Origin of the sequence: Kibdelosporangium banguiense (assembly GCF_017876405.1) — a bacterium.
GTDB classification, from domain to species: Bacteria; Actinomycetota; Actinomycetes; order Mycobacteriales; family Pseudonocardiaceae; genus Kibdelosporangium; species Kibdelosporangium banguiense.
In genome coordinates this window covers 7,913,835-7,933,664 of record NZ_JAGINW010000001.1, presented here as the reverse complement: position 1 = coordinate 7,933,664, position 19,830 = coordinate 7,913,835, and the positions used below count along the sequence as shown (strand labels likewise).

Sequence of the window (19,830 nt, the reverse complement as noted above, 5' to 3'; positions counted from 1 at the left end):
GGAGGGACATGACCAGCGCTGAATCACGATCGGCGATCACAGTGACCGGGCTGCGCAAGTCATTCGGTGACAAAGTGGTGCTCGACGGCATCGACCTGGATGTCCGCGAGGGCACGACGTTCTGCATGCTGGGCCCGAACGGGGCCGGCAAGACCACGGCGGTGCAGATCCTGTCGACGTTGATCGGCTTCGACGGCGGCCAGGCCCGGATCGCCGGGCACGATCTGGTCAAGCAACCGGACGCGGTGCGTGCCGCGATCGGGGTGACCGGCCAGTTCTCCGCGGTGGACAACCTGCTCACCGGTGAGGAGAACCTTCTTCTCATGGCTGACCTGCACCACCTCGGCCGCGCCGAGGGCAAGCGGCGCGCCACGGAACTGCTCGGCAAGTTCGATCTGACGCAGGCGGCCGCGAAGCTGGTGTCGACCTACTCCGGTGGGATGCGCCGCCGGTTGGACCTGGCGATGACGCTGGTCGGCGACCCGCGCGTGATCTTCCTCGACGAGCCGACCACCGGGCTGGATCCGCGCAGCCGCCGCACGATGTGGCAGACCATTCACGGACTGGTCGCCGGTGGCGTCACGATCTTCCTGACCACGCAGTACCTGGAGGAGGCCGACGAGCTCGCCGACCGGATCGCCGTGCTCGACCAGGGAAAACTGGTCGCGGAGGGCACGCCGGAGGAACTGAAGCGCGGTATCCCTGGTGGCCATGTCCGGCTGCGGTTCGCCGATGCGGCCCGTCTCGACGCGGCGGCGCGTGCCCTCGGTAACGCGTCCCAGGACGACGAGGCGCTCACCCTCCAGGTTCCTGGCGATGGCGGCGTCCCAGCGCTGCGGGCGCTGCTGAGCCAGTTGGAGGGAGCCGGGATCGAGGTCGACGAGTTGTCCGTGCACACCCCGGACCTCGATGACGTCTTCTTCGCCCTCACCGGCCACACGACCATCACGAAGGAGACAGTCCGATGAGCGACGCGCTGACCATGCTGCGGCGCAACACCAAGCACGCCATGCGAAACCCCAGCGCGGTGATCATGACCATCGGGCTTCCGGTGGTCCTGCTGCTGTTGTTCGTCGGCGTGTTCGGCGGCACGCTGAACGCAGGCCTCGGGCCCGTTCCCCAAGGTGGCGACTACATCGACTACCTGGTTGCCGGGATCCTCCTGATGACCGTCGGCTACGGCTCCACCACCACGGCCATCGCCGTAAACACCGATATGACCGAAGGCATCATCAATCGGTTCCGCACGATGGCGATCTCCCGTGCCTCCGTGCTCACCGCGCACGTGGTCGTGTCCACTGTGCGCGCGGTGATCAGCGCCATCCTGGTAATCGGCGTCGCCTTGCTGCTGGGATTCCGGCCCACGGGTGACCCGCTCCGGTGGCTGGCCACCCTCGGCCTGCTCGCGCTCGTCGCGCTCGCCCTCAACTGGCTGGCCGTCGGAGTCGGACTGCTCGCCAAGACGGCCGAGGGGACGAGTCCGTTTGTCCTCGTCATTCAGGTGCTGCCGTTCCTGAGCAGCGCGTTCGTCTCGCCAGAGGCCATGTCCGCGCCGGTGCGCTGGTTCGCCGCGAACGAGCCTTTCACACCGATCATCGATGCGTTGCGTGGCCTGCTACTGGGCACGCCCATCAACAATGCCGGAGTCCTGGCGGTCGCTTGGTGTGTCGGCCTCGCGCTGGCCGGTTACGTGTGGGCTCGGGCACTGTTCAGGCGGGATCCGAGCCGGTGAGCTGATCCCTCGCGCGCAGCGCTGCCAAGGCCTCCGCCCGTAGGCCGTCATGATCGAGCCTGGTGTACGCCGACACCGCGTCGGCGTACACCAGGCTGTCGGCCTGCTGGGCGATGTCCGTGATCCGCTCAGGGGACATGGTGGGCTGGAATTCGCGCAGCAGCCCGAAACACTGCGCCAGCGCGATCATCCGTACACCCTGGACGACGGCTCCACGGTCCAGATCGGCCACGCCCAGCGCCAGCAGAAGCGAACCGCAGATGGGGAACTCCACCACCGGCACTGATGTGACCCTTGTGGACAGTATGGCAGGCAACCTGCCGACGATCTCCCTGACCGAATCCAGGCGGCCGTAGCGGGCATGGGTGACCACGGCGACGGCCTCGACCTCGAAGGGCCACAGGCCGGACAGGTCATTGCCGACGTTGCCTGATCGGATGGCGGCCCGTCGCCACAGATCCAGGCCACCCTCGACATCACCCCGGCCGAGCAGGATCTCGGCACGCGCACAGATCTCGAACAACAGCGGTTCGTCCCCGCTGCCCTGGACCGCTTCCGCCAGCCCCCGTTCCGCCTCGTCGAACGCGCCGCGCTGAAGGTCGGCCAGCACCAACGCCCATCTCGCCCGGGTCGTGACCGACCACCCGAGCTCCTGTGTGATCGTCAGCGCCATATGCAGGTGACGAAACGCTGCTTCCCCAGGATCGACCTGCAGGCACAGCTCACCGACCCGGCCGTGGGCCACGGCCCGGATCAACAGCAGGCTGTCGTCCTCAAAGGACTCCAGCATCCGCCTGGCCGCCGCCAGCGCACCGTCCAGATCGTTGACGTTCTCGCACATGTAGCTGAGCACGTAGCTGGCGAAGCCGGCCGGCAGCGGATCGTCACTGGCCGACATCTCCTGCAGCGCAACGACATCCGGCGCGCACAGCGCCACATGGGCCGCCCTCACCACTGTGTCCGGCGGCGCAGGCGGCAACCGGCGCAGCGCGACCAGGGCACGCAACGGGCTGAGATCCGGCATGACAAACCCGATCATCGCCGCCAGCACCGCAGCCGTCCTGGTCGTCTCAGTGAAGGCGGGCTCCGGCCGGAAATGCGACAACACCCAGCCGATGTCCTTGGCCAGCGCGGCCAACCGAGTGAAGTTCGACTCGGTGACCCACATACTGCCCAGCAGAGCCGCCGTCACCGCGACGGTCGCACCATCCTCGCTTTCGAGCCCGTACCGCAGTGCCTGCAGCAGGTTGTCCTGCTCGGCCCGGATCTCGTCCAAGGCCGAGACGAAACCGTCTCCCGATGCTGCCCACTGCCCGCCGAAATCGACTGCCCAGCCAAGAAAACGGCCGACAACGCGATCGTTCTCGCCAGCGTCCTCACGACGCGCGGCACTGAACTCACGCACCGTCTCCAGCATCACGAAACGCGTGCCCGTCCCACTGTCGGCCACCCTCAGCAGCGACTGGTCGACCAATTGCTCCACAACCGCATCGTCACCGAGTATGTGACGCGCGGCAGCCGCGGTGAACCCACCGGGAAACACCGACAGCGCACGCATCGCCGCCTGCCCAGCGGGTTCCAGGAGATGCCAGCTCCAGTCGATGACGGCGTGCAGAGTGCGATGCCGCTGCGGCGCGTCCCGGACATTGCCTCGCAGCAAGGCAAACCGGTCGTCCAACCGGTCGGCGATCTCCACCACCGACATCACCCGTACCCGCGCGGCTGCCAATTCCACGGCCAGCGGCAACCCGTCCAAGCGACCACACAGCTCCCGCACCACTGTCGGCGGCAGGTCGATCTCGGGACGGACTGCGCGGGCGCGCTGGCCGAACAGCTCGACCATCGTCGGCAGGTCCAATTCAGGCAATGGATACACCGATTCCGAGGACAGACCGAGCGGGGCGCGGCTGGTAGTGAGCACCCGCAGGTCCTTGCTCATCGACACCAAGGCCTGCACCAGCTCAGCGGCCCCGCGCACCACGTGCTCGCAGTTGTCCAGCACCAACAACGCAGAGCCAGGTCCAAGCACGTCGACAATGCCCGCGAGCACATCAGCCCGCATCGTGAGCCGCCCTGGCCCGGCCTGCCGCACACCGAGGGCGGACGCGACCTCACCAGCCACATCACTGTCAGCGCTCACACCAGCAAGGCCGACGAAATACACCACCCGCTGCTCCGCCTCACGACCGACCGCGTGCGCGAGCCGGGTCTTGCCCAGGCCACCCGAACCGACGATCGACGTCACCCGCGACATACGCACCAGATCGACCACCGCGGCGATGTCCTTGTCGCGGCCGAGCATCAGATTGGGTTCCTGCCGTACCCCATGCCGGACCGCAGGCGCGTCACTCAGCAGCAACTCGCGATACAGGCTACGCAACGCTGGGCCGGGCTCACTGCCCAGCTCATCACGCAACTCCCGCCGGTAACCGTCGTACCTGGCCAATGCCGTCGCAGGACCCACCGTGGCCGCCTCGCAGCGCAGCAGCTCCGCCAGGACTTCCTCATCCCTCGGCCGCTCCAGAACCAGGTCGTTGAGCGGCTCGACCGCCTCCCCCGCCCGCCCCAGCCGTGACAGCGCCAGCGCACGAGCACGTGTCAACGCTCGATACGTCGCCACCCGCGCCGCCCGCAACACAGAAAGCGGGTCGTCAGCCGCGTCACCCCAGCTCGAAGCCCCTTCACACAATGCAAGACCAGCCTCAGCATGCTGCAGCGCAGCCATGTGGTCGCCAGCGCGGGCCGACTGCTCGCTGGCGGAGGCGCTGAGGAGCACAGCGGAGGCGTCAACTTGCCCCTCGTCCAAGGAGAGGCGATAGCCCGTGGGCGTCCGGACAATGACATCCGCGCCAAGCCGCGCACGGGCGCGGGACACCACAATCTGCAGCGCCTTGGTCGGATGCTCAGGCTGTTCATCCGGCCACAACTCATCCACCAGCCGCGCGGTACTGCAACCCATGCGCAGTTCACCAGCCAAAAGCGCGAGCAGGCCACGCAGATTGGCGCCCACAACCTCCACACCCCGGAAGGCCACCCGCGACAGCAGAACCAGCTCGATGGTCACCAGCGAAAGAGTAGCGAGCGATGACGCCCTCGCCCGGCACAACGCTGTAGCGGCGGCTACGTCATTCGTCGCGAATGGACTCAGAACACGTGTTCCGCACTCGAAGAATGCGCAGCCGGATGTCAAGCTGGCAGTCTCGCGGACGAGCACGGGCTCAGCATGATGTAGGAAGGGCACGGACGTCATGAGCACACCGGCATCCACAGCCACCCGGGTTCTGATCGTGGACGACCACGCGGTCGTTCGCCGCGGTATCAACGCCTACCTCGAGGTTCTCGACGACATGGAGGTCGTCGGCGAGGCCGTGGACGGGCAGGAGGCCCTGGACAAGCTCGAGACCATGGCCGCCCATCGTGAGTTGCCCGATGTCGTTCTGCTTGACCTGCTGATGCCGCGGATGGATGGGTCGAAGGTCACGGCGCGGATCGCGGCGGCGTATCCGTCCGTGCGGGTGGTGATCCTGACCAGCTTCGGTGAGATGGAACGGGTGCATGTGGCTCTGGCCAGTGGCGCGTCGGGTTACCTGCTCAAGAGCGCCGGCCCGGCGGAGGTTGCCGCTGCTATCCATGCCGCGGCGCGGGACGAAGTGTTCCTCGATCCTGCGGTCGCCCGACGGCTCACGCAGGAGATTGTGTCGCCGCCGACCGGCCTCAGCGCGCTCACTGAGCGCGAGCGTGCCGTGCTCAGCCTGGTTGCGACCGGGAAGTCGAACAAGGCCATCGCTGAGGAGCTTGTGATCAGCGAGCGTACTGCGAGGACACATGTCAGCAACGTGCTTCGCAAGCTGCAACTGTCCTCGCGTACGCAAGCCGCCCTGGTCGCGGTCCGCGAAGGGCTCGTACCACCACAGGGGTAGATCAGTCGCTGGCAGGCACCACGACCGGCTCCGGGCGACGTTCCTCGGCGTAGAGGATGCGACGCCCGGCGGGCAGGATCGCTGCGAGGCTCAGCAGGGAGATCCCGGCGATCAGGGTGGAGACCGCCATCGTGGTCCCGTACTCGGCGAACAACGCCGTCGCCAGGAGCGGGGTCAGGCCGCCGCCGACCACGGACCCGATCGTGTAGCACAGCGAGGCCCCGCTGTAGCGCAGCCGGATCGGGAACATCTCGCTGATCAGCGCGGGCTGCGGTCCGGCCATGATCGCGTTCGCGGCGGTGATCACCACGAGGGCGAGAAAGATCAACGGTACGGATCTGGTGTCGACCAAGGCGAACATCGGGAACGCCCACACGACCGCGAGCACCGCCCCCACCACGAACGTCCTCTTGCGGCCGAAACGGTCGCCGGCGATACCGGCTGCGAGCATCAGGACGATCCAGAACACGCTGACCCCGATGATGATCCACAGCATCGTCGACGTCGGCAGCTTCAACTGGGCCGTGCCGTAGGAGACCATGTACACCGAGACGAGGTAACCCAGTGCCGGGGCTGCGATCGACGCGACGCTGCCGACCAGCAGCTGCAGCGGCGACTGCCGGAAGGCCTGTATCAGCGGCAGTTTCTCGACCTGGCCTGTGGCCCGGACGCGTTCGAAGTCGGCGCTCTCCTCGATCCGCAGCCGGATGACCAGCCCGACGATGATCAGCACCGCGCTGAGCAGGAACGCGATCCGCCAGCCCCAGGTGGCGAACGCCCCGGCCGGCAGGAACTCGGTCAGCAGCAGGAAGACCAGCTGGGACAACAGGATTCCGGACGGGAGCCCCAGCTGCGGGAAGCAGCCGTAGAGCGACCTCCGCTTCGGCGGGGCGTTCTCGATGGCCATCAGGACCGCGCCCGCCCACTCGCCGCCGACGCCGGCTCCCTGGGCGAGCCGGAGCACCACCAGCAGGATCGGCGCCCAGACACCGATCGCCGCATACGTCGGGATCAGGCCGATGAGGGTAGTGGCGACGCCCATGATCAGCAGGGAGACCACGAGCATCGACTTGCGGCCGACCCGGTCACCGAAGTGGCCCATCACGATGCCACCGATCGGGCGGGCGATGAACCCGACGGCGAACGTGGCCAGTGCGGCGAGGGTCCCGCCGAACTCCGAGAACGCCGGGAAGAACTGGGTGCGGAACACGAGCGTCGCGGCGACGCCGTAGATGAAGAAGTCGTACCACTCGATCGTCGTGCCGATGTAGCTGGCCAGCGCGACGGTTCTGGCCTTGGGGGCGGGCCTGGACATGGGCGGCTCCTCGTTGAGCGTGTACCTCAGGGGTCTAACGGCGTTCCTGCGGGTGCGTGGCCAGCGCCTCGACGGTGACGTCCATCCACTTCCACATGGGCAGGGACGTGAGCGCGTCGTGCAGTGCGGCGGGGTCTTCGGCCTCGTAGAGCCCGACGGTGGCGTTGCGGCCGGGCACGCGCCAGAGCCGTTTGAGGATGCCCGCTTCACGCAGTTGCATGGCACGGTCTCGTTCACCCTTGCGCAGCTGTTCGCGTACGTCGTCCGGGGTGTCGGCGGGCAGCAGGTTCTCGGTACGGACCAGGAATTCCATGTTTGTCTCCAGGTCTCAGCCGGCGATGGCCAGCAGCAGGCCGGCGAGCTCTTTGGGGGCGGTGACCATGGCTTCGTGACCGGTCGCAAGCGTATGGACCGGCCAGCCGCGGGCCGCGGCCTTTTCGGCGTGGGACTTGAACACCCGCATCCAGTCGGTGCACTCGATGAAGGCCGCGGGAACCTGGTCGACCACGCTCGTCACCCGCAGGGGCTCGATGTAGCTGAGCCACGGGTGCGGGGTGAGGCGAGCCGAGAGCCAGTCGACGTCGGCCGGGTCGGTGACGCCGAGGACCTGCAGCGAGCGAACCGGGATGAGCCAGCCGAAACCGGGGCCGGCGACTGATTCCCGGTAGTGCGCGGCCACCGTGGCGGGCTGGAGGTCGATCGCGGCGTCGCCGTCGCCGCCGACGAACGCGTCGAGGTACACCCGCCGTTGGATGCGGTGCGGGATGCGGTCGGTGACCCCGGTGACGACCTGTCCGGCGTAGCTGTGGCCGACCAGGATGACGTCGTGGATGTTGTGGGCCTGGATGAGCGCGACGACGTCTTCGATATGGGTGCCGAGGCCAACCGAGGGATTCAGCGTGTGGGCGCGGTCGCTGAGGCCGGTGAAGGTCGGCGTGTGGACCTCGTGGCCCGCGTCGTGCAGCAGCGGGGCCACGCGCTGCCAGACCCAGCCGCCGTGCCAGGCGCCGTGCAGGAGAACGAAAGTGCTCATCGGCTCACCGTCCCGAGGTCCTCGAACAAGGCCAGCGCCGCGGCGGTGTTGGACGCCGGGACGTGGTAGGTGTCATGAATCCGGCGGATGTTCTCGCTGAGGGCGCCGCGCATGACCAGCCACATGATCAGCTCGATGCCCTCGGTGCCGGCCTGGCGGATGTAGTCCTCGCGGGTCAGGGCGGCGAGCTTGGCCGGCTCGGTCTCGATCGCCTGCAGGAACATCCGGTCGAACTCGGTGTTGATCAGCCCGGCACGGGCCCCGGCCAGCTGGTGGGACATCCCGCCGGTGCCGAAGACGGCGACCTTGATGTCCTGGGGGAACGAGCGGATCGCCCGGCCGAGGCCCTGCCCGAGCGCGAAACAACGAGCGGCGGTCGGCTGCGGGTACTGGATGACGTTGACCAGAACCGGCACCACGGCACAAGGCCAGGCGTCGCCCGGGTCCGGGCAGTACACCGACAACGGCACAGTGAGGCCGTGGTCGACGTCCAACTGGTTGAAGGTGGCGATGTCGAACGAGTCGTCCATCAGTTCGCGGACCAGATGCGCGCTCAGTTCGGGCGCCCCGGTCACCCGCGGCACAGGCCGTTGCCCCCAGCCCTCGTCGGCGACGTCGTAGGCCTCGGCCGTGCCGATGCCGAACGTCGGGACCAGGTCGAGGCCCACGGCGTTGGCATGGTCGTTGTAGACGACGACCGCGACGTCAGGCTTGTGCCCGGCCATCCACTCGCGGGCGGGGGCGTAGCCGTCGAACAACGGCTTCCAGTACGGGTCTCCGGTTTTGTGGTTGTCCATGGCCGCGCCGATCGAGGGCACGTGCGAGGTCGCCAGACCCCAGATCACCTCAGCCAAACTTCCGCCCTCCGGCCTGCAACGCCTCGGCGAACTGCTCGGCCGTCATGCCGGTGAAGACGCCGCCCAGGTACTGCATGGACTTGCGGTCCATCGTCGCCAGCTTGAACGAGTAGAAAATGGATGCTCCCAGATCCAGCATGCCTATCCAGTCCCGTTGCAGGACAACCTTCTTCTGCTCAGACGTCAGTCCATAATGGTCACAGTAGGCCGCCTCGTCGGCGGCGAACTCGTCGCGGTTCTCCGCGTGCCTGAACGAACCGAACATCCGGTTGAGTGCGTAACCGCGCCGGTTGTTCTCGAGGTCGAGGACGTAGTTGTCCTTCGCCGTGGTCATGGTCGTGTCCTTCAGCTCCTAGAAAACAACGGTGGTGTTGCCGTCCCGGATGACGCGGTCATCGCAATGCCAGGCGACTGCCCGCGAGAGCACCAGGCGTTCGACGTCGGCACCCTTGCGTTGCAGTTCGCGCACGGACTCCTCGTGCGAGACCCGGATGACGTCCTGTTCGATGATCGGGCCTTCGTCGAGGTCCTCGGTCACGTAGTGGGCGGTGGCGCCCACGAGCTTCACGCCACGGTCCTTGGCTCGCTGGTACGGGCCTGCGCCCATGAAGGCGGGCAGGAAGGAATGGTGGATGTTGATCACCGGGACAGCGAGCTCGTCGAGGAGATCCCCGGAGATGATCTGCATGTAGCGGGCCAGCACGACGGTGTCGACGTTGCCCTTGAGCAGGTTCAGCTGTTCCTTCTCCGCTTCGGCTTTCTTGTCCTTCTCGACGGGCACGTGGAAGAACGGGATGCCGAACTGGCGGACGTCGTCGCCGAGGTCGGGGTGGTTGGAGATCACCATCGGGACCGTCATGCGCAGCTCCCCACGGCGCTGGCGCCATAACAGGTCAAGCAGGCAGTGATCAGCCTTGGACACGAGAATGGCCACGCGCTTGTGCCGCTTGCTCTCGACCAGCCGGTAGGACAACCCGAGGTCGTCGACCAGCTTCTCGCCCAGCGCCAGCTCAAGGTCGGGCAGCTTCACAGAGAGGCCTGGCAGGTGGAAGATGGTGCGCTGGAAGAAGCGTCCGCCGGTCGGGTCGCTGGTCGACTGGTCGAGTGCGACGACGTTGGCGCCCTGCTCGGCGAGCACGGTCGAGACGCGGGACACGATGCCTGGCTGGTCGGCGCCTTGAACGATGAGGCGGCCGTAGTCCTCTTCGGTGTGGTTCACGGTCATCGCCGATCGTCCTTCTCAGCCGCCGAGGCCAGCAGCCGCTGACGCCACTGCTCGGTCTTACGGAGTTCGTTGAAGGTGAAGATGTGCAGGCCGACGATGTTGTTCGCCGTGCGTGGCACCGCCTCGCCCAGCGCGCGGACGAGTCCGGTCGGCTTGTAGGCGCCGGGCAGCAGGAACTTCCAGAGCAGGCTCTGCTGCTTGCGCAGGAACCTCGCCGACTGCCCCAGCCCGATGGCGGCCGAGATGCGGATGAGCTTCTGACGGCTGACAGGGCCCGGGATGCCGACGAAGACCGGCAGGTCGACGCCACATTCCGCGACGTGGGCGGCCCAGCCGGCGGTTGTCCTGGCGTCGAAGCAGATCTGTGTGACGGCATGGGTCGCCATCGGCGCCTTCTGCTTGAGCGCCAGGTCGATCGCCTCCTGCGGGATCGTCCCGTGGCCCTCGGGGTATCCGCCGATCCCGACCTGGTCGAACGGATGGCCGATCTCCTCCATCGCCTGCAGCAGGCAATACGCATCCTCGAACTTCCCGGCCGGTGTCGGGGCGTCGCCGCCGATCACGAACACCGACGTGGCCCCGGCCTCGCGCAGCCGGGCGATGACGTCGGCGACATGGCTGGCGTCAAGGAACTGCCGGGCCGGCAGGTGTGGGGCTACCCGATAGCCGTGGCCCAGCAGGCGCTCGGTTAGGCCGATCGTGGTGTCGATGCCCTTCGCCTCCGTGACGGTGACGGTCAGCGGGACGCTTGTCGGAACGTGGTCGAGGACGTCCTGTTCGGCGTTCTTGAACGGCATGACCTCGTAGCCCATGTTCCGCACGAGGTCCGCGAGACTCGAGCGCCGGCGTCGGCTGCCGGCAGCCTCCCTGCTGTTGAGGTCCACCATGGTTCCTCTTTCCGTTGGCGGCCTGCTCAGGCCTTGCGGTAGCTGTCGCGGACTTCCCGGGCATAAGGCGCGGGTGCCACGACGGCCCGGATTTCGACCTGGCGGTGCCGTTCGACGCCGGGCTTGGCGGAGTTGGGCTGTTCGCCCCAGAGCACGGTCACCTCAGTGCCGGGCTCGGCGTGGGTACGGTCGACGGTCGCCAGCGACACGAAGTCCTGCTCGTTGACGATGTAGCCGAGGTCAAGCGACAGCCCGATCGGTTGTCCGTCCGCGAGGACCTTGTCGACCTGGAAGAAGGCGTAGCGCGCCTTCGGCAGTTCGATGTACTTGGCTGGGATTCCGGGCTCGTAGAGCGAGCGGACCGCAGCCGCGACATCGTCGGGGTTCCAGACGAGGGTGACCTTCGTGCGGGCAGGTTCCCGCGCGATGCGTTCCAGGGCGGCACGGCCGAGGAAATCGTGGTCGAACTTCACGGTCCGGCCGTACCCGATGTCGTACGGGGTGACGTAATAGTCGGCGATGTCGGCGGAATCCATACTGCCGCCCATGCAACCGAGCGAGTCGACGCCGAGCCACTCGCGGTAGCCACGCATCTCGGGCCCGAAGATCGCCGGGACCGCGGTCGGGATCCACCCGGACTCCAGGTTGGCCGTCGAATACGCCTTGGCCCCGGCCCGGACGAGGTCGAACTCCTTACCAGCAGCCAGGATCGCGGCCAGGACGTCCTCACCTTCGGCCCACGGTCCGAACAGCTCGAACCCGGGCTGGCCAGCCATGCCGTGCCGCAGTGCGCGCACCCGGTACCCAGCGATCGTGAACTCCGCCATGTGGAAGAACTTCACGTCCGGCACCGGCTCCCCGGTCAGCTTCTCCACCAGTGGCTTGGCCGTGGGGCCCTGCAGCTCGTAGCGGTAGATCTTCGGCGGTCCGGACGGCCGGTCGTAGGAGTTCTCGTCCCGTTCCAGGGTGACGTCGTAATCACCGATCTCGGCGTTGTACTGCAACCAGTTACTCACCGTCGGATGGCCCACGACGTCGAACAGGTTGTCCTCAAGGTGGAACAGGATCGCGTCGCCGATGAAGTAGCCGTCCTGGTTCACCGCGACGTACTGCTTCGCCTTGCCCGCGGTGAAATTGGCGAAGGTGTTGGCGCCGAAGTCGCTCAGCAGCCGGAGCGCGTCCGTGCCGCGAATGTAGAGGTCGGTCATGTGGTGTGACTGGTCCAAAAGAGCGCACGACGTCCGCCAGGCCTGCTGTTCGGAGCGCCAGTTCGTGAACTCCGGGGCGATCGGGAACGTCATGGGCCGCACTGCCGAGTTGCGCAGCAGCTCGACCGGAGACCCGGCGCGTCGGATCGCGGCCTCAAGGCTTTCGACACCCATGACGTGGCGTACCTCCTGGCCTCGATGCTCGACGTTCCGGGAGCGGTAACACCGCCTGATCCAGTACAGCCGAGCGCGCGGCCGCTTTCGTCAGGCATCGAGGCCGACTTGACCGCGACAAATGACCGATGTGCCCGGGCGGCTTGCCGTACCACAGGCCGGCCGGTCACCGACGCGGTGCAACGGTCCGATGTCGACAGTCACGGCGTCGATCCGTCCGTTGTATTCGAGTCAAATGACGTAGTGCAGACCGGTCGGCGAGACCTGACATCCGGGCCCATGCCGCTCCTACTGTCGCTGAAGAGAGCCGACGACGATCGAGGAGTTGCCGGGAATGAGTTCCCTACTGGTGGTCAGCGCCCATGCGGGTGACTTCGTCTGGCGCGCGGCAGGGGCGATCGCCCTGGCCACCAGCCGGGGCAGGCGGGCGAAAGTCCTCTGCCTGAGCTTCGGCGAACGCGGCGAGTCGGCGAAGGCCTGGCGCGAAGGCAAATCCCTGACGGAGATCAAGGCGATCAGGCGCGGCGAAGCCGAAGCGGCAGCGGGAGTACTCGGCGCGGAGATCGAGTTCCTCGACGCGGGTGACTACCCATTGCAGGAGACACCCGAGCTCGTCGACCGCATCGTGCGGGTGTACCGCGAAGTCAACCCATCGGTTGTGCTGACGCACCCGCTCGCCGACCCGTACAACGGCGACCACCCCGCAGCCGCCCGCATGGCCCTGCAAGCCAGAGTGCTCGCACAGGCCATCGGCTACGACGCACCAGGTGACCCGCTCGGCGCTCCCCCGGTCTTCTTCTTCGAACCCCACCAACCGGAACAGTGCGACTTCAAGCCGAACGTGCTGCTCGACATCACGCCGGTCTTCGAGACCAAGCGCAAGGCCATGGAATGCCTGCCCGCCCAGCAGCACATGTGGGAGTACTACAGCGATCTGGCCAAGCGCCGCGGCGTGCAGGTCAAGCGGAACGCCGGACCCAACCTCGGATTGCCCCACAACACGATGGGCGAGGCCTACATGCGCCTGTACCCACAGGTGACCGAGGAGCTCGCATGAGGACAGTCATCGTCACCGACCCACCCCGCGCGCCGATCGAGAAGGTCGACAAGCTCGCCGACTACGGCGTGGCCACGGTGCACGAAGCGCTTGGCCGTACCGGTTTCCTCGGTCCTCAGCTGCGGCCCGTGTACCTCGGTTCCCGGATCGGCGGTACCGCCGTCACCGTTGTCTGCTGGCCGGGTGACAACCTGATGATCCACGCGGCGGTCGAGCAATGCCGTCCCGGCGACCTGCTGGTGGTGACCACGACCTCCCCGAGCACGGACGGGATGTTCGGCGAGCTGTTCGCCACCGCGTTGCAGGTCCGCGGTGTTCGCGGGCTCGTCACGGCTGCCGGCGTCCGTGACGTGGCCGAGCTGCACGCGATGAACTTCCCTGTGTGGTCGGCCGCGGTCTCCGCACAGGGCACGGTCAAGGCCACCCCCGGCGCCGTCAACGTGCCGGTCACCATCGGCGGCCAGTCGATCCGTCCGGGTGACGCCATCCTCGCCGACGACGACGGCGTCATGGTCGTACCCCGCGCCGACGTCGAAACAGCGCTGGTGAAGTCGCAAGCACGCGCGGAGAAGGAAGAAGCCTCCCGCCAGGCCTTTCGCGACGGCGAACTGGGCCTGGACCGCTACGGCCTGCGCACCAGGCTCGCCGAACTCGGCGTCGAATACGTCACCGCCACCAAATACGGGCTCTGACCCGCGTGAGAAACGGAAAGCCATGAACCTCCAGGAAGTCCTCGACCGCGCGGGCAGCACCGTGCAGCTGCTGCGCGACTCCCAGCTCGGCGCCTACATCTACCCCGTCGTCCCGTCGGAGTTCACCAACTTCCGCCGTGAGGTCAAGGCCTGGCAGGACACGGCCGCGCTCTTCGACCAGAGCCACCACATGGTCAACCTGTTCATCTCCGGCAAAGACGCCCTCAAGCTGATCTCCGATACCGGCATCAACAGCGTCGCCAAGTTCGCCGTCGACACCGCCAAGCAGTTCGTCCCGATCTCCCCCGAGGGCGGCGTGATCGGCGACGGCATCCTGTTCCGCCTGGCCGAGGACCAGTTCATCTTCGTCGGCCGCGCACCGGTCGCCAACTGGCTGACCTACCACGCCCAGCAGGGTTACGACGTCGACCTGCGCCTCGACCAGCGCTCACCGTCGCGGCCCTACGGCAAGCAGGTCACCCGCGATCTGTGGCGCTTCCAGATCCAGGGACCGCGTGCCTGGGAGGTCATCGAGAAGGTCAACGGCGGCACGGTCGAACAGGTGAAGTTCTTCCGGATGGGCCATCTCACCATCGCTGGAGAAAAGGTCCGCACGCTGCGCCACGGCATGGCCGGAGCACCCGGACTCGAGATCTGGGGCCCGTACGAGACCTACGACAAGGTGCGCGACACCATTCTCGAAGCCGGTCGCGAGTTCGGCCTCGAACCCGCGGGTGCGCGGGCGTACTCGTGCAACACGCTCGAATCCGGCTGGATCCCCTCCCCGCTGCCGGCCATCTACACCAGCGAAGAACTGCGTCCCTACCGTGAGTGGCTCGGCGCCGACAGCTACGAGGCGACCAACGCCCTCGCGGGAAGCTTTGTGTCCGACCGCATCGAGGACTACTACCTCAACCCCTGGGAACTCGGCTACGGCTCTTTCGTGAAGTTCGACCACGACTTCATCGGCCGCGACGCCCTGCAGGCGATCGACGCCGCACAGCAGCGCCGCAAGGTCACCCTGGCCTGGAACCACGAGGACGTCGGCAAACTGCTCGCCTCCCCTGTCGACCCGGACGGCCCCGGCTACCAGTTCTTCGACCTGCCGAACGCGAACTACGGCTCGTCGAACTTCGACTCCATTGTGGATGCTGATGGCAACACCGTCGGTCTGTCCCTGTTCACCGGCTACAGCGCGAACGAGCGCAAGGCGCTTTCGCTGGCCACCGTCAACCCCGACGTCCCGCTCGGCGCCGAGGTCCGCGTGATCTGGGGCGAGCCCGACGGAGGCAGCCGCAAGACCACCGTGCAGCCGCACGAGCAGTTCGCCGTCCGTGCCATCGTGAGCCCCGCCCCGTACTCGGTGATGGCCCGCGACAGCTACCACGCCGGCTGGCGCACAGCAGTTTCAGTCTGATCCAACAGCGATGCCGGACGGCAGGGGCGTTTCACCCCGCCGTCCGGCATCGTGCATTCGGTCAGCCGCGCGACGGAACGCACCGGTAGTTGCGTCCGTCCTTCGCGTCTCCCTTACCAGTCCAGCGGGCCAGGGTCGGGTACACGCACACCGGACGAGTCGCAGCCACCGTGCCGTCGGCGTTGGTGATCCTCGCATCGAGTTTCACCGGCGCCTTGCCGTGTTCCACCCAGTCCACGAGCGCGCCGAACGGATCGGTCAACTGCGGGGCGTCGCCACCACGGCAGTGTCCGACCCCTGGGGCGAGGAACAGCCTGGCGAATTGGTCGGTCCGAGCCGGGCCGAGCTTCTGCCTGACCCGGTCGATGTAGTCGATCGTTCCCTGATACGGCACGCCGAAGTCCGCCTTGCCGTGCCAGATCACGGCTTTGCCACCGGAACGCTGGAACCGGGACAGGTCAGGGTTGTCCGCTCCCAGGATGTCGTTGTACTGCCGAACGGCCTGCCGGAAGTAGTTCTCGAACCGCTCGTAGGTGAGCGTGGTCCAGTCCCACGAACGGTCCTGTTCGAGGAACAGGCTGATCCACCACAGGTCGTATACGAACGGTGCGCCGACAAGTTTGCCGTCCTTCTCTACCGTGTCGTTCAGGCCCGCGAAGGGTGCACCGGGCGCGAGGCCGTACCAGAGGAAGCGTCCCTTCTCGTCGCGTGCACCTTCCTGGATCTTCTTCATCACGGCCACGTCGGTCGCCGTGATCGTGCCGCAGGGCGTTTGTTTGCCGACCAAGGACGACATGTCGAACCGGCAGGAGAGCGGATCTCCGATGACGCCGTCCCGGACCCCGTCACCGACCGTGTCGCACGCGGCGATCTCGGCTTTCACCGCGGTGTCGAACTTGCACGCCGCCACCGGGTTGCGGGATTCGAGCATGACGACCTGGCCCCAGATCTGGGCGGTTTGCATCCTGCTGTAGTTGATCACGGGCGCACCGGCCAGCACACCGTCGTACTCGTCCGGGAACCGCTGCGCCTCCATCAATCCCTGTCGCCCACCCGTCGAACAGCCGTTGAAGTACGAATACGCGGGCGCCTTCCCGTAGAACGCCCGCACCGCGGCCTTCGCGGTGACGGTCATGTCCTGGATTCCCTCGTAGCCGTAGTCCTCGATCGCCGGCCAGTTGAGGCTGCCGTCGGCGTTGAGCGCGAAGTCGGCGGTCGCGCCGACGTGCCCGACGTCGGTCGCAGCGGCCGCGTAGCCGGCACGCAGTGGCGCGACGAGCGAGTCCGGGTTCCCGCCGGAAAAGCCGCCACCCCCGACACCCTGGAACCGGCCGTTCCAGGTACGTGTGGGCAAGTAGACCCAGACGGTGACCGAACCGCTGTCGACAGGGTCGGCTACGCGCAACGTCAGGCGGCAGGAGGGTGGTGTGGTGCTGTCGCCCGAGTCCTGTTTGGCCGCGAGTACTTTCGTGCGTGGGGGCGCAAAACTGGTCATGTCGGCGCAGGACCGGGCCGGCGCGGCCGAAGCCGCCGGGACCGGCAGCACCACCGTACAAGCCGCCAGCACTACAGCGGCCATCAAACTGGGTGGTGACAAGGAACCTGGCATAGAATGCCCACCTCTCTGGAGACACACTCCCAGGCAGTGCACCACGATCGTGGTCCGGAGCAGATGCAGCATTTGACGTATCCGGAGTGCCGCAAAAGGCCACTCGGGACCCGGCACCGAGGAGGTCCCGCCATGCCGGCCCAGCACGAACCGGCCGATCTCGGCTGGGGCGACAGCGCGATCGAAGCGCCGGACGGGCTCGCCGTCGTCGACCGTGACGGGCTGTTCGTCCGCGTCAACCTGGTCGGCTCCCGGCTGCTCGGACAGCCGGAAGCGGAACTGATCGGCTCGCAGGCGCCGTTCTCCCTCGTCTCGGACACGGTCGCCGAACCGGCCGGGCTGTTCGACGACGGTCCCGGCGAACAGGTGCTGACGTGGACCCCAGCCTCGGGAATGCGCCGCGAGATCGCGTACCGGGTGCGTCACCTGCCGCGTGACCGTGGGCTCGCCGTGGTGACCTTCCGTGACGTCACGGAGGAACGGCATCGGCAACGGCGAATCGCCGCGCTCGCGCGTAGCGCGGCGAATCTAGCTTCGCACGGGTCGGTCTCGGCAACGCTCGACGCGCTCGCACGAGAGGTCCTACAGACCGACGCGCTGGCAGCAGTGCAGGTCCTCGCTGTCGACGACAGCGGTCGCGGACTGCAGGTGATGGGCACTGCGGGATTCCGGCACTGGGACGGTTTCTTCGAACGACTGCTCGAATGCCGCGACCGCGGGGCGTCCTTGCGCATGCTCGAGGCACTCGAGACCCGCAAGCCCGTGGTGGTCGCCAACCGGTGGAACGAGATCCAGCACGACCCTGCCTGGATTCCCCTGCGCGACTACATGGGCGAGATCAGCTGGGATTCCTTCGCCAGCGTCCCGTTGATCACCCGTGGCCGATGCGCCGGGGTCCTCAACGCGTACTTCGCGCCCGGCCAGGTCGTGGGCGGTCGAACGCTCGAGTTCCTGATCGCGATGTCCGAACAGGCGGCGATCGCCATCGACTACGCGGCCCTGATGCAGCGCGAACGCGACACAGTCCGCCGGGAGGAGCGCCAGCGGCTGGCCCGCGACCTGCACGACTCCATCGTCCAGCAGATCTTCTCCGTCTCGATGCAGGCGAAGGCGATGGAGGTACTGGCCGGGCGCGGCGAGCCCGTGGCCGCGGAGGCGGTCCACCGGATGGCAGCCGAGGTCGGGCAACTCTCCCAGACCGCGCTCACCGACCTGCGAGCGATGGTGCACGAACTGCGCCCCACCGCCACCACCGAACGCGGCGGCCTCGAAGAATCCGTCCGCGCGCTGGTCGAGAGCACGACCAACCGCACCGGACTGCAGTTCACCATGCACCTGGGCCACAGGCTCGACACAGTCTGCGGGGACCTGGCCGAGGACGTCTACCGGATCGTGGCCGAAGCGATCCACAACGTGGTCAAGCACGCCGAAGCCGGTCAGGTGGTGATCCGTCTGGATGTCCGCGGCAAGCGGCTGCACGCGACCATCTCCGACAACGGCCGTGGCCTGCACCCCGAGACCACGGCGATCCCGGCCAGTCCCGGATACGGGCTCAAGAGCATGCAGCAACGAGCCGAACGGTGGGGCGGAACACTGACCGTCCAGCCTGGCGCGGAGGCGGGAACGATGGTCAGGTTCACGATCCCCCTGACGGCCGGTATTCCGGTCAGGGAAAACACCACGGTGCTGGAAATCAACCTCGAACGGGCCTGAATTCCCCGTTGTTTTAGCAGACTACACACATTCCAAAATGTTGAAAACCACTGGAAATTTATCCCAGGATGTCGGCATGACGATGCGTTATCTCGGCTCTGGGCCGTACTGCTACGCCAACAGCCTGGCCATGGTGCTCGGTTCCGCGGCGCCCGAGCCCGCGGTGATCGAGGTCCTGACCGGCTCCCCATTCGGCGCGGAGCTCATCGGCGGCGTCACCCCGTTTTTCAACCCACCCGGATGGGATCCCGGTATCGGGCTCGACGCCGCGATCAACCTGCTGGGCTGGACCTGCCAGAAAAGCTCGGGCGGATCGGGCACCGATGCCGCCAAGCGACTTCGCGAGGCCGGCCCGAGTCACCCACTGCTGGCCGGCCCGGTCGAATTCGGACTGCTTCTGCACATCCCGGGCTCCGGAACCGCCATCGGGTCCGATCACTACGTCGTGGTCACCGGCGTCGAGAACAACATCGTGCGCTTCCACGATCCTCACGGTCACCCATACGCGACGTTGCCGATCAACGACTTCATCACCGCCTGGCGAGCCGAGTCGATCGGCTACGCCACCGAGCAGTTCACCGCCCGGACCGACTTCCAGCAGGTCCGCGCCGTCGACAATGCGACCGCACTGCGCCGGTCACTTCCCGCGGCAGCACGCTGGCTTGCCGGGGAGGCGAACCCACCGGTGTCGTCCAGCGCGGCAGCCCTCGAACGCCTCGCCGAACTCGTGGAAAACGGCCTCGAACCGTCGCAACACGGTCACCTCAGCCACTTCGCGATCCGCGTCGGCGCCCGCCGCCTGAACGACGCAGCCACCTGCCTCTCACTCATAGAGCAGCACAAAGCCGCCGACATCGCCGGCTCGCAGGCACAACTCATCGGAGCCATGCAGCACCCACTCGTCACCGACGACCGCACCACCGTCGCACAGCTACTCCGCCGGCTGGCCCCGACCTATGAACAGCTGCGGACCAGCCTGCCGGACAGCTGA

The 19,830-nt window shown here is 67.0% G+C and carries 18 protein-coding genes; 8 read left to right on the top strand and 10 right to left on the bottom strand.

Annotation, left to right across the window (positions count from 1 at the left end; all coding sequences use genetic code 11):
• The first annotated feature begins 8 nt into the window (after positions 1-8).
• Positions 9-968: an ATP-binding cassette domain-containing protein gene (locus tag JOF56_RS36435; RefSeq protein ID WP_209643975.1), complete on the top strand. Its 960-nt coding sequence runs from the start codon at positions 9-11 to the stop codon at positions 966-968.
• Positions 965-1,732, top strand: a complete 768-nt coding sequence (locus JOF56_RS36430; RefSeq protein ID WP_209643974.1) for an ABC transporter permease — start codon at positions 965-967, stop codon at positions 1,730-1,732. The genes JOF56_RS36435 and JOF56_RS36430 overlap by 4 nt, the downstream gene beginning before the upstream one ends.
• Here JOF56_RS36430 and JOF56_RS36425 read toward each other — a convergent pair.
• Positions 1,710-4,796, bottom strand: a complete 3,087-nt coding sequence (locus JOF56_RS36425; protein WP_209643973.1) for an ATP-binding protein — start codon at positions 4,794-4,796, stop codon at positions 1,710-1,712. The genes JOF56_RS36430 and JOF56_RS36425 overlap by 23 nt on opposite strands.
• A 184-nt stretch (positions 4,797-4,980) precedes the next feature.
• Between JOF56_RS36425 and JOF56_RS36420 the strand changes: the two genes are divergently transcribed.
• Positions 4,981-5,652 carry a response regulator gene (locus JOF56_RS36420; RefSeq protein ID WP_209643972.1) on the top strand — a complete coding sequence of 224 codons (672 nt, stop codon included), beginning with the start codon at positions 4,981-4,983 and terminating at the stop codon, positions 5,650-5,652.
• Between the two features lies 1 nt (position 5,653).
• Here JOF56_RS36420 and JOF56_RS36415 read toward each other — a convergent pair whose 3' ends face one another.
• The 8 genes from JOF56_RS36415 to JOF56_RS36380 are packed head-to-tail and all read right to left on the bottom strand — an operon-like array spanning position 5,654 to position 12,351.
• The gene (locus JOF56_RS36415; RefSeq protein WP_209643971.1) at positions 5,654-6,967 is read right to left on the bottom strand and encodes an MFS transporter; all 1,314 of its coding nucleotides are present in this window, start codon (positions 6,965-6,967) and stop codon (positions 5,654-5,656) included.
• A gap of 34 nt (positions 6,968-7,001) precedes the next feature.
• A complete protein-coding gene (locus tag JOF56_RS36410; protein ID WP_209643970.1) occupies positions 7,002-7,280 on the bottom strand; it encodes a muconolactone Delta-isomerase family protein in 279 nt (92 codons plus the stop codon).
• 15 nt (positions 7,281-7,295) lie between these two features.
• On the bottom strand, positions 7,296-8,000 hold the full coding sequence (locus tag JOF56_RS36405; protein ID WP_209643969.1) for an alpha/beta fold hydrolase: 705 nt from the start codon (positions 7,998-8,000) through the stop codon (positions 7,296-7,298).
• The gene (locus JOF56_RS36400; protein ID WP_504739856.1) at positions 7,997-8,845 is read right to left on the bottom strand and encodes a class III extradiol dioxygenase subunit beta; all 849 of its coding nucleotides are present in this window, start codon (positions 8,843-8,845) and stop codon (positions 7,997-7,999) included. The genes JOF56_RS36405 and JOF56_RS36400 overlap by 4 nt, the downstream gene beginning before the upstream one ends.
• A gap of 1 nt (position 8,846) precedes the next feature.
• Positions 8,847-9,191, bottom strand: a complete 345-nt coding sequence (locus tag JOF56_RS36395; RefSeq protein ID WP_209643967.1) for a protocatechuate 3,4-dioxygenase — start codon at positions 9,189-9,191, stop codon at positions 8,847-8,849.
• Between the two features lie 18 nt (positions 9,192-9,209).
• A complete protein-coding gene (purU, locus tag JOF56_RS36390; RefSeq protein WP_209643966.1) occupies positions 9,210-10,082 on the bottom strand; it encodes a formyltetrahydrofolate deformylase in 873 nt (290 codons plus the stop codon).
• Entirely contained in the window at positions 10,079-10,969 is an 891-nt protein-coding gene (locus JOF56_RS36385) for a methylenetetrahydrofolate reductase (protein ID WP_245378519.1), read from the bottom strand. Before JOF56_RS36385 ends, purU begins: the two co-directional genes overlap by 4 nt.
• Positions 10,970-10,995: 26 nt before the next feature.
• Positions 10,996-12,351 (bottom strand): aminomethyl transferase family protein, encoded by a 1,356-nt coding sequence (locus JOF56_RS36380; RefSeq protein WP_209643965.1) that lies wholly within the window; start codon positions 12,349-12,351, stop codon positions 10,996-10,998.
• A gap of 334 nt (positions 12,352-12,685) precedes the next feature.
• Between JOF56_RS36380 and JOF56_RS36375 the strand changes: the two genes are divergently transcribed.
• From JOF56_RS36375 to ligM, 3 genes are read left to right on the top strand one after another with little or no spacing between them, the layout of a single operon-like run.
• A complete protein-coding gene (locus JOF56_RS36375) occupies positions 12,686-13,408 on the top strand; it encodes a PIG-L deacetylase family protein (RefSeq protein WP_209643964.1) in 723 nt (240 codons plus the stop codon).
• Positions 13,405-14,100 carry a 4-carboxy-4-hydroxy-2-oxoadipate aldolase/oxaloacetate decarboxylase gene (locus tag JOF56_RS36370; RefSeq protein WP_209643963.1) on the top strand — a complete coding sequence of 232 codons (696 nt, stop codon included), beginning with the start codon at positions 13,405-13,407 and terminating at the stop codon, positions 14,098-14,100. The genes JOF56_RS36375 and JOF56_RS36370 overlap by 4 nt, the downstream gene beginning before the upstream one ends.
• Before the next feature lie 22 nt (positions 14,101-14,122).
• On the top strand, positions 14,123-15,517 hold the full coding sequence (gene ligM / locus JOF56_RS36365) for a vanillate/3-O-methylgallate O-demethylase (protein WP_209643962.1): 1,395 nt from the start codon (positions 14,123-14,125) through the stop codon (positions 15,515-15,517).
• A gap of 61 nt (positions 15,518-15,578) precedes the next feature.
• Here ligM and JOF56_RS36360 read toward each other — a convergent pair whose 3' ends face one another.
• The gene (locus JOF56_RS36360; protein WP_209643961.1) at positions 15,579-17,096 is read right to left on the bottom strand and encodes a tannase/feruloyl esterase family alpha/beta hydrolase; all 1,518 of its coding nucleotides are present in this window, start codon (positions 17,094-17,096) and stop codon (positions 15,579-15,581) included.
• A 162-nt stretch (positions 17,097-17,258) separates the two neighbouring features.
• On the opposite strand from JOF56_RS36360, the gene JOF56_RS36355 reads away from it, so the two are divergent.
• Together JOF56_RS36355 and JOF56_RS36350 are read left to right on the top strand one after the other, a co-directional pair.
• A complete protein-coding gene (locus tag JOF56_RS36355) occupies positions 17,259-18,839 on the top strand; it encodes a sensor histidine kinase (protein WP_209643960.1) in 1,581 nt (526 codons plus the stop codon).
• 76 nt (positions 18,840-18,915) lie between these two features.
• Positions 18,916-19,830, top strand: coding sequence for a YobF C-terminal domain-containing protein (locus tag JOF56_RS36350; RefSeq protein WP_209643959.1), 915 nt, complete (start codon positions 18,916-18,918; stop codon positions 19,828-19,830).

Bases quoted from the DNA above. Each gene is read 5' to 3' on its own strand.
- JOF56_RS36435 (WP_209643975.1), top strand. From the start codon at position 9: ATGACCAGCGCTGAATCACGATCGGCGATCACAGTGACCGGGCTGCGC.
- JOF56_RS36430 (WP_209643974.1), top strand. From the start codon at position 965: ATGAGCGACGCGCTGACCATGCTGCGGCGCAACACCAAGCACGCCATG.
- JOF56_RS36420 (WP_209643972.1), top strand. From the start codon at position 4,981: ATGAGCACACCGGCATCCACAGCCACCCGGGTTCTGATCGTGGACGAC.
- JOF56_RS36415 (WP_209643971.1), bottom strand. From the start codon at position 6,967: ATGTCCAGGCCCGCCCCCAAGGCCAGAACCGTCGCGCTGGCCAGCTAC.
- JOF56_RS36410 (WP_209643970.1), bottom strand. From the start codon at position 7,280: ATGGAATTCCTGGTCCGTACCGAGAACCTGCTGCCCGCCGACACCCCG.
- JOF56_RS36405 (WP_209643969.1), bottom strand. From the start codon at position 8,000: ATGAGCACTTTCGTTCTCCTGCACGGCGCCTGGCACGGCGGCTGGGTC.
- JOF56_RS36395 (WP_209643967.1), bottom strand. From the start codon at position 9,191: ATGACCACGGCGAAGGACAACTACGTCCTCGACCTCGAGAACAACCGG.
- purU (WP_209643966.1), bottom strand. From the start codon at position 10,082: ATGACCGTGAACCACACCGAAGAGGACTACGGCCGCCTCATCGTTCAA.
- JOF56_RS36385 (WP_245378519.1), bottom strand. From the start codon at position 10,969: ATGGTGGACCTCAACAGCAGGGAGGCTGCCGGCAGCCGACGCCGGCGC.
- JOF56_RS36380 (WP_209643965.1), bottom strand. From the start codon at position 12,351: ATGGGTGTCGAAAGCCTTGAGGCCGCGATCCGACGCGCCGGGTCTCCG.
- JOF56_RS36375 (WP_209643964.1), top strand. From the start codon at position 12,686: ATGAGTTCCCTACTGGTGGTCAGCGCCCATGCGGGTGACTTCGTCTGG.
- JOF56_RS36370 (WP_209643963.1), top strand. From the start codon at position 13,405: ATGAGGACAGTCATCGTCACCGACCCACCCCGCGCGCCGATCGAGAAG.
- ligM (WP_209643962.1), top strand. From the start codon at position 14,123: ATGAACCTCCAGGAAGTCCTCGACCGCGCGGGCAGCACCGTGCAGCTG.
- JOF56_RS36360 (WP_209643961.1), bottom strand. From the start codon at position 17,096: ATGGCCGCTGTAGTGCTGGCGGCTTGTACGGTGGTGCTGCCGGTCCCG.
- JOF56_RS36355 (WP_209643960.1), top strand. From the start codon at position 17,259: ATGCCGGCCCAGCACGAACCGGCCGATCTCGGCTGGGGCGACAGCGCG.
- JOF56_RS36350 (WP_209643959.1), top strand. From the start codon at position 18,916: ATGACGATGCGTTATCTCGGCTCTGGGCCGTACTGCTACGCCAACAGC.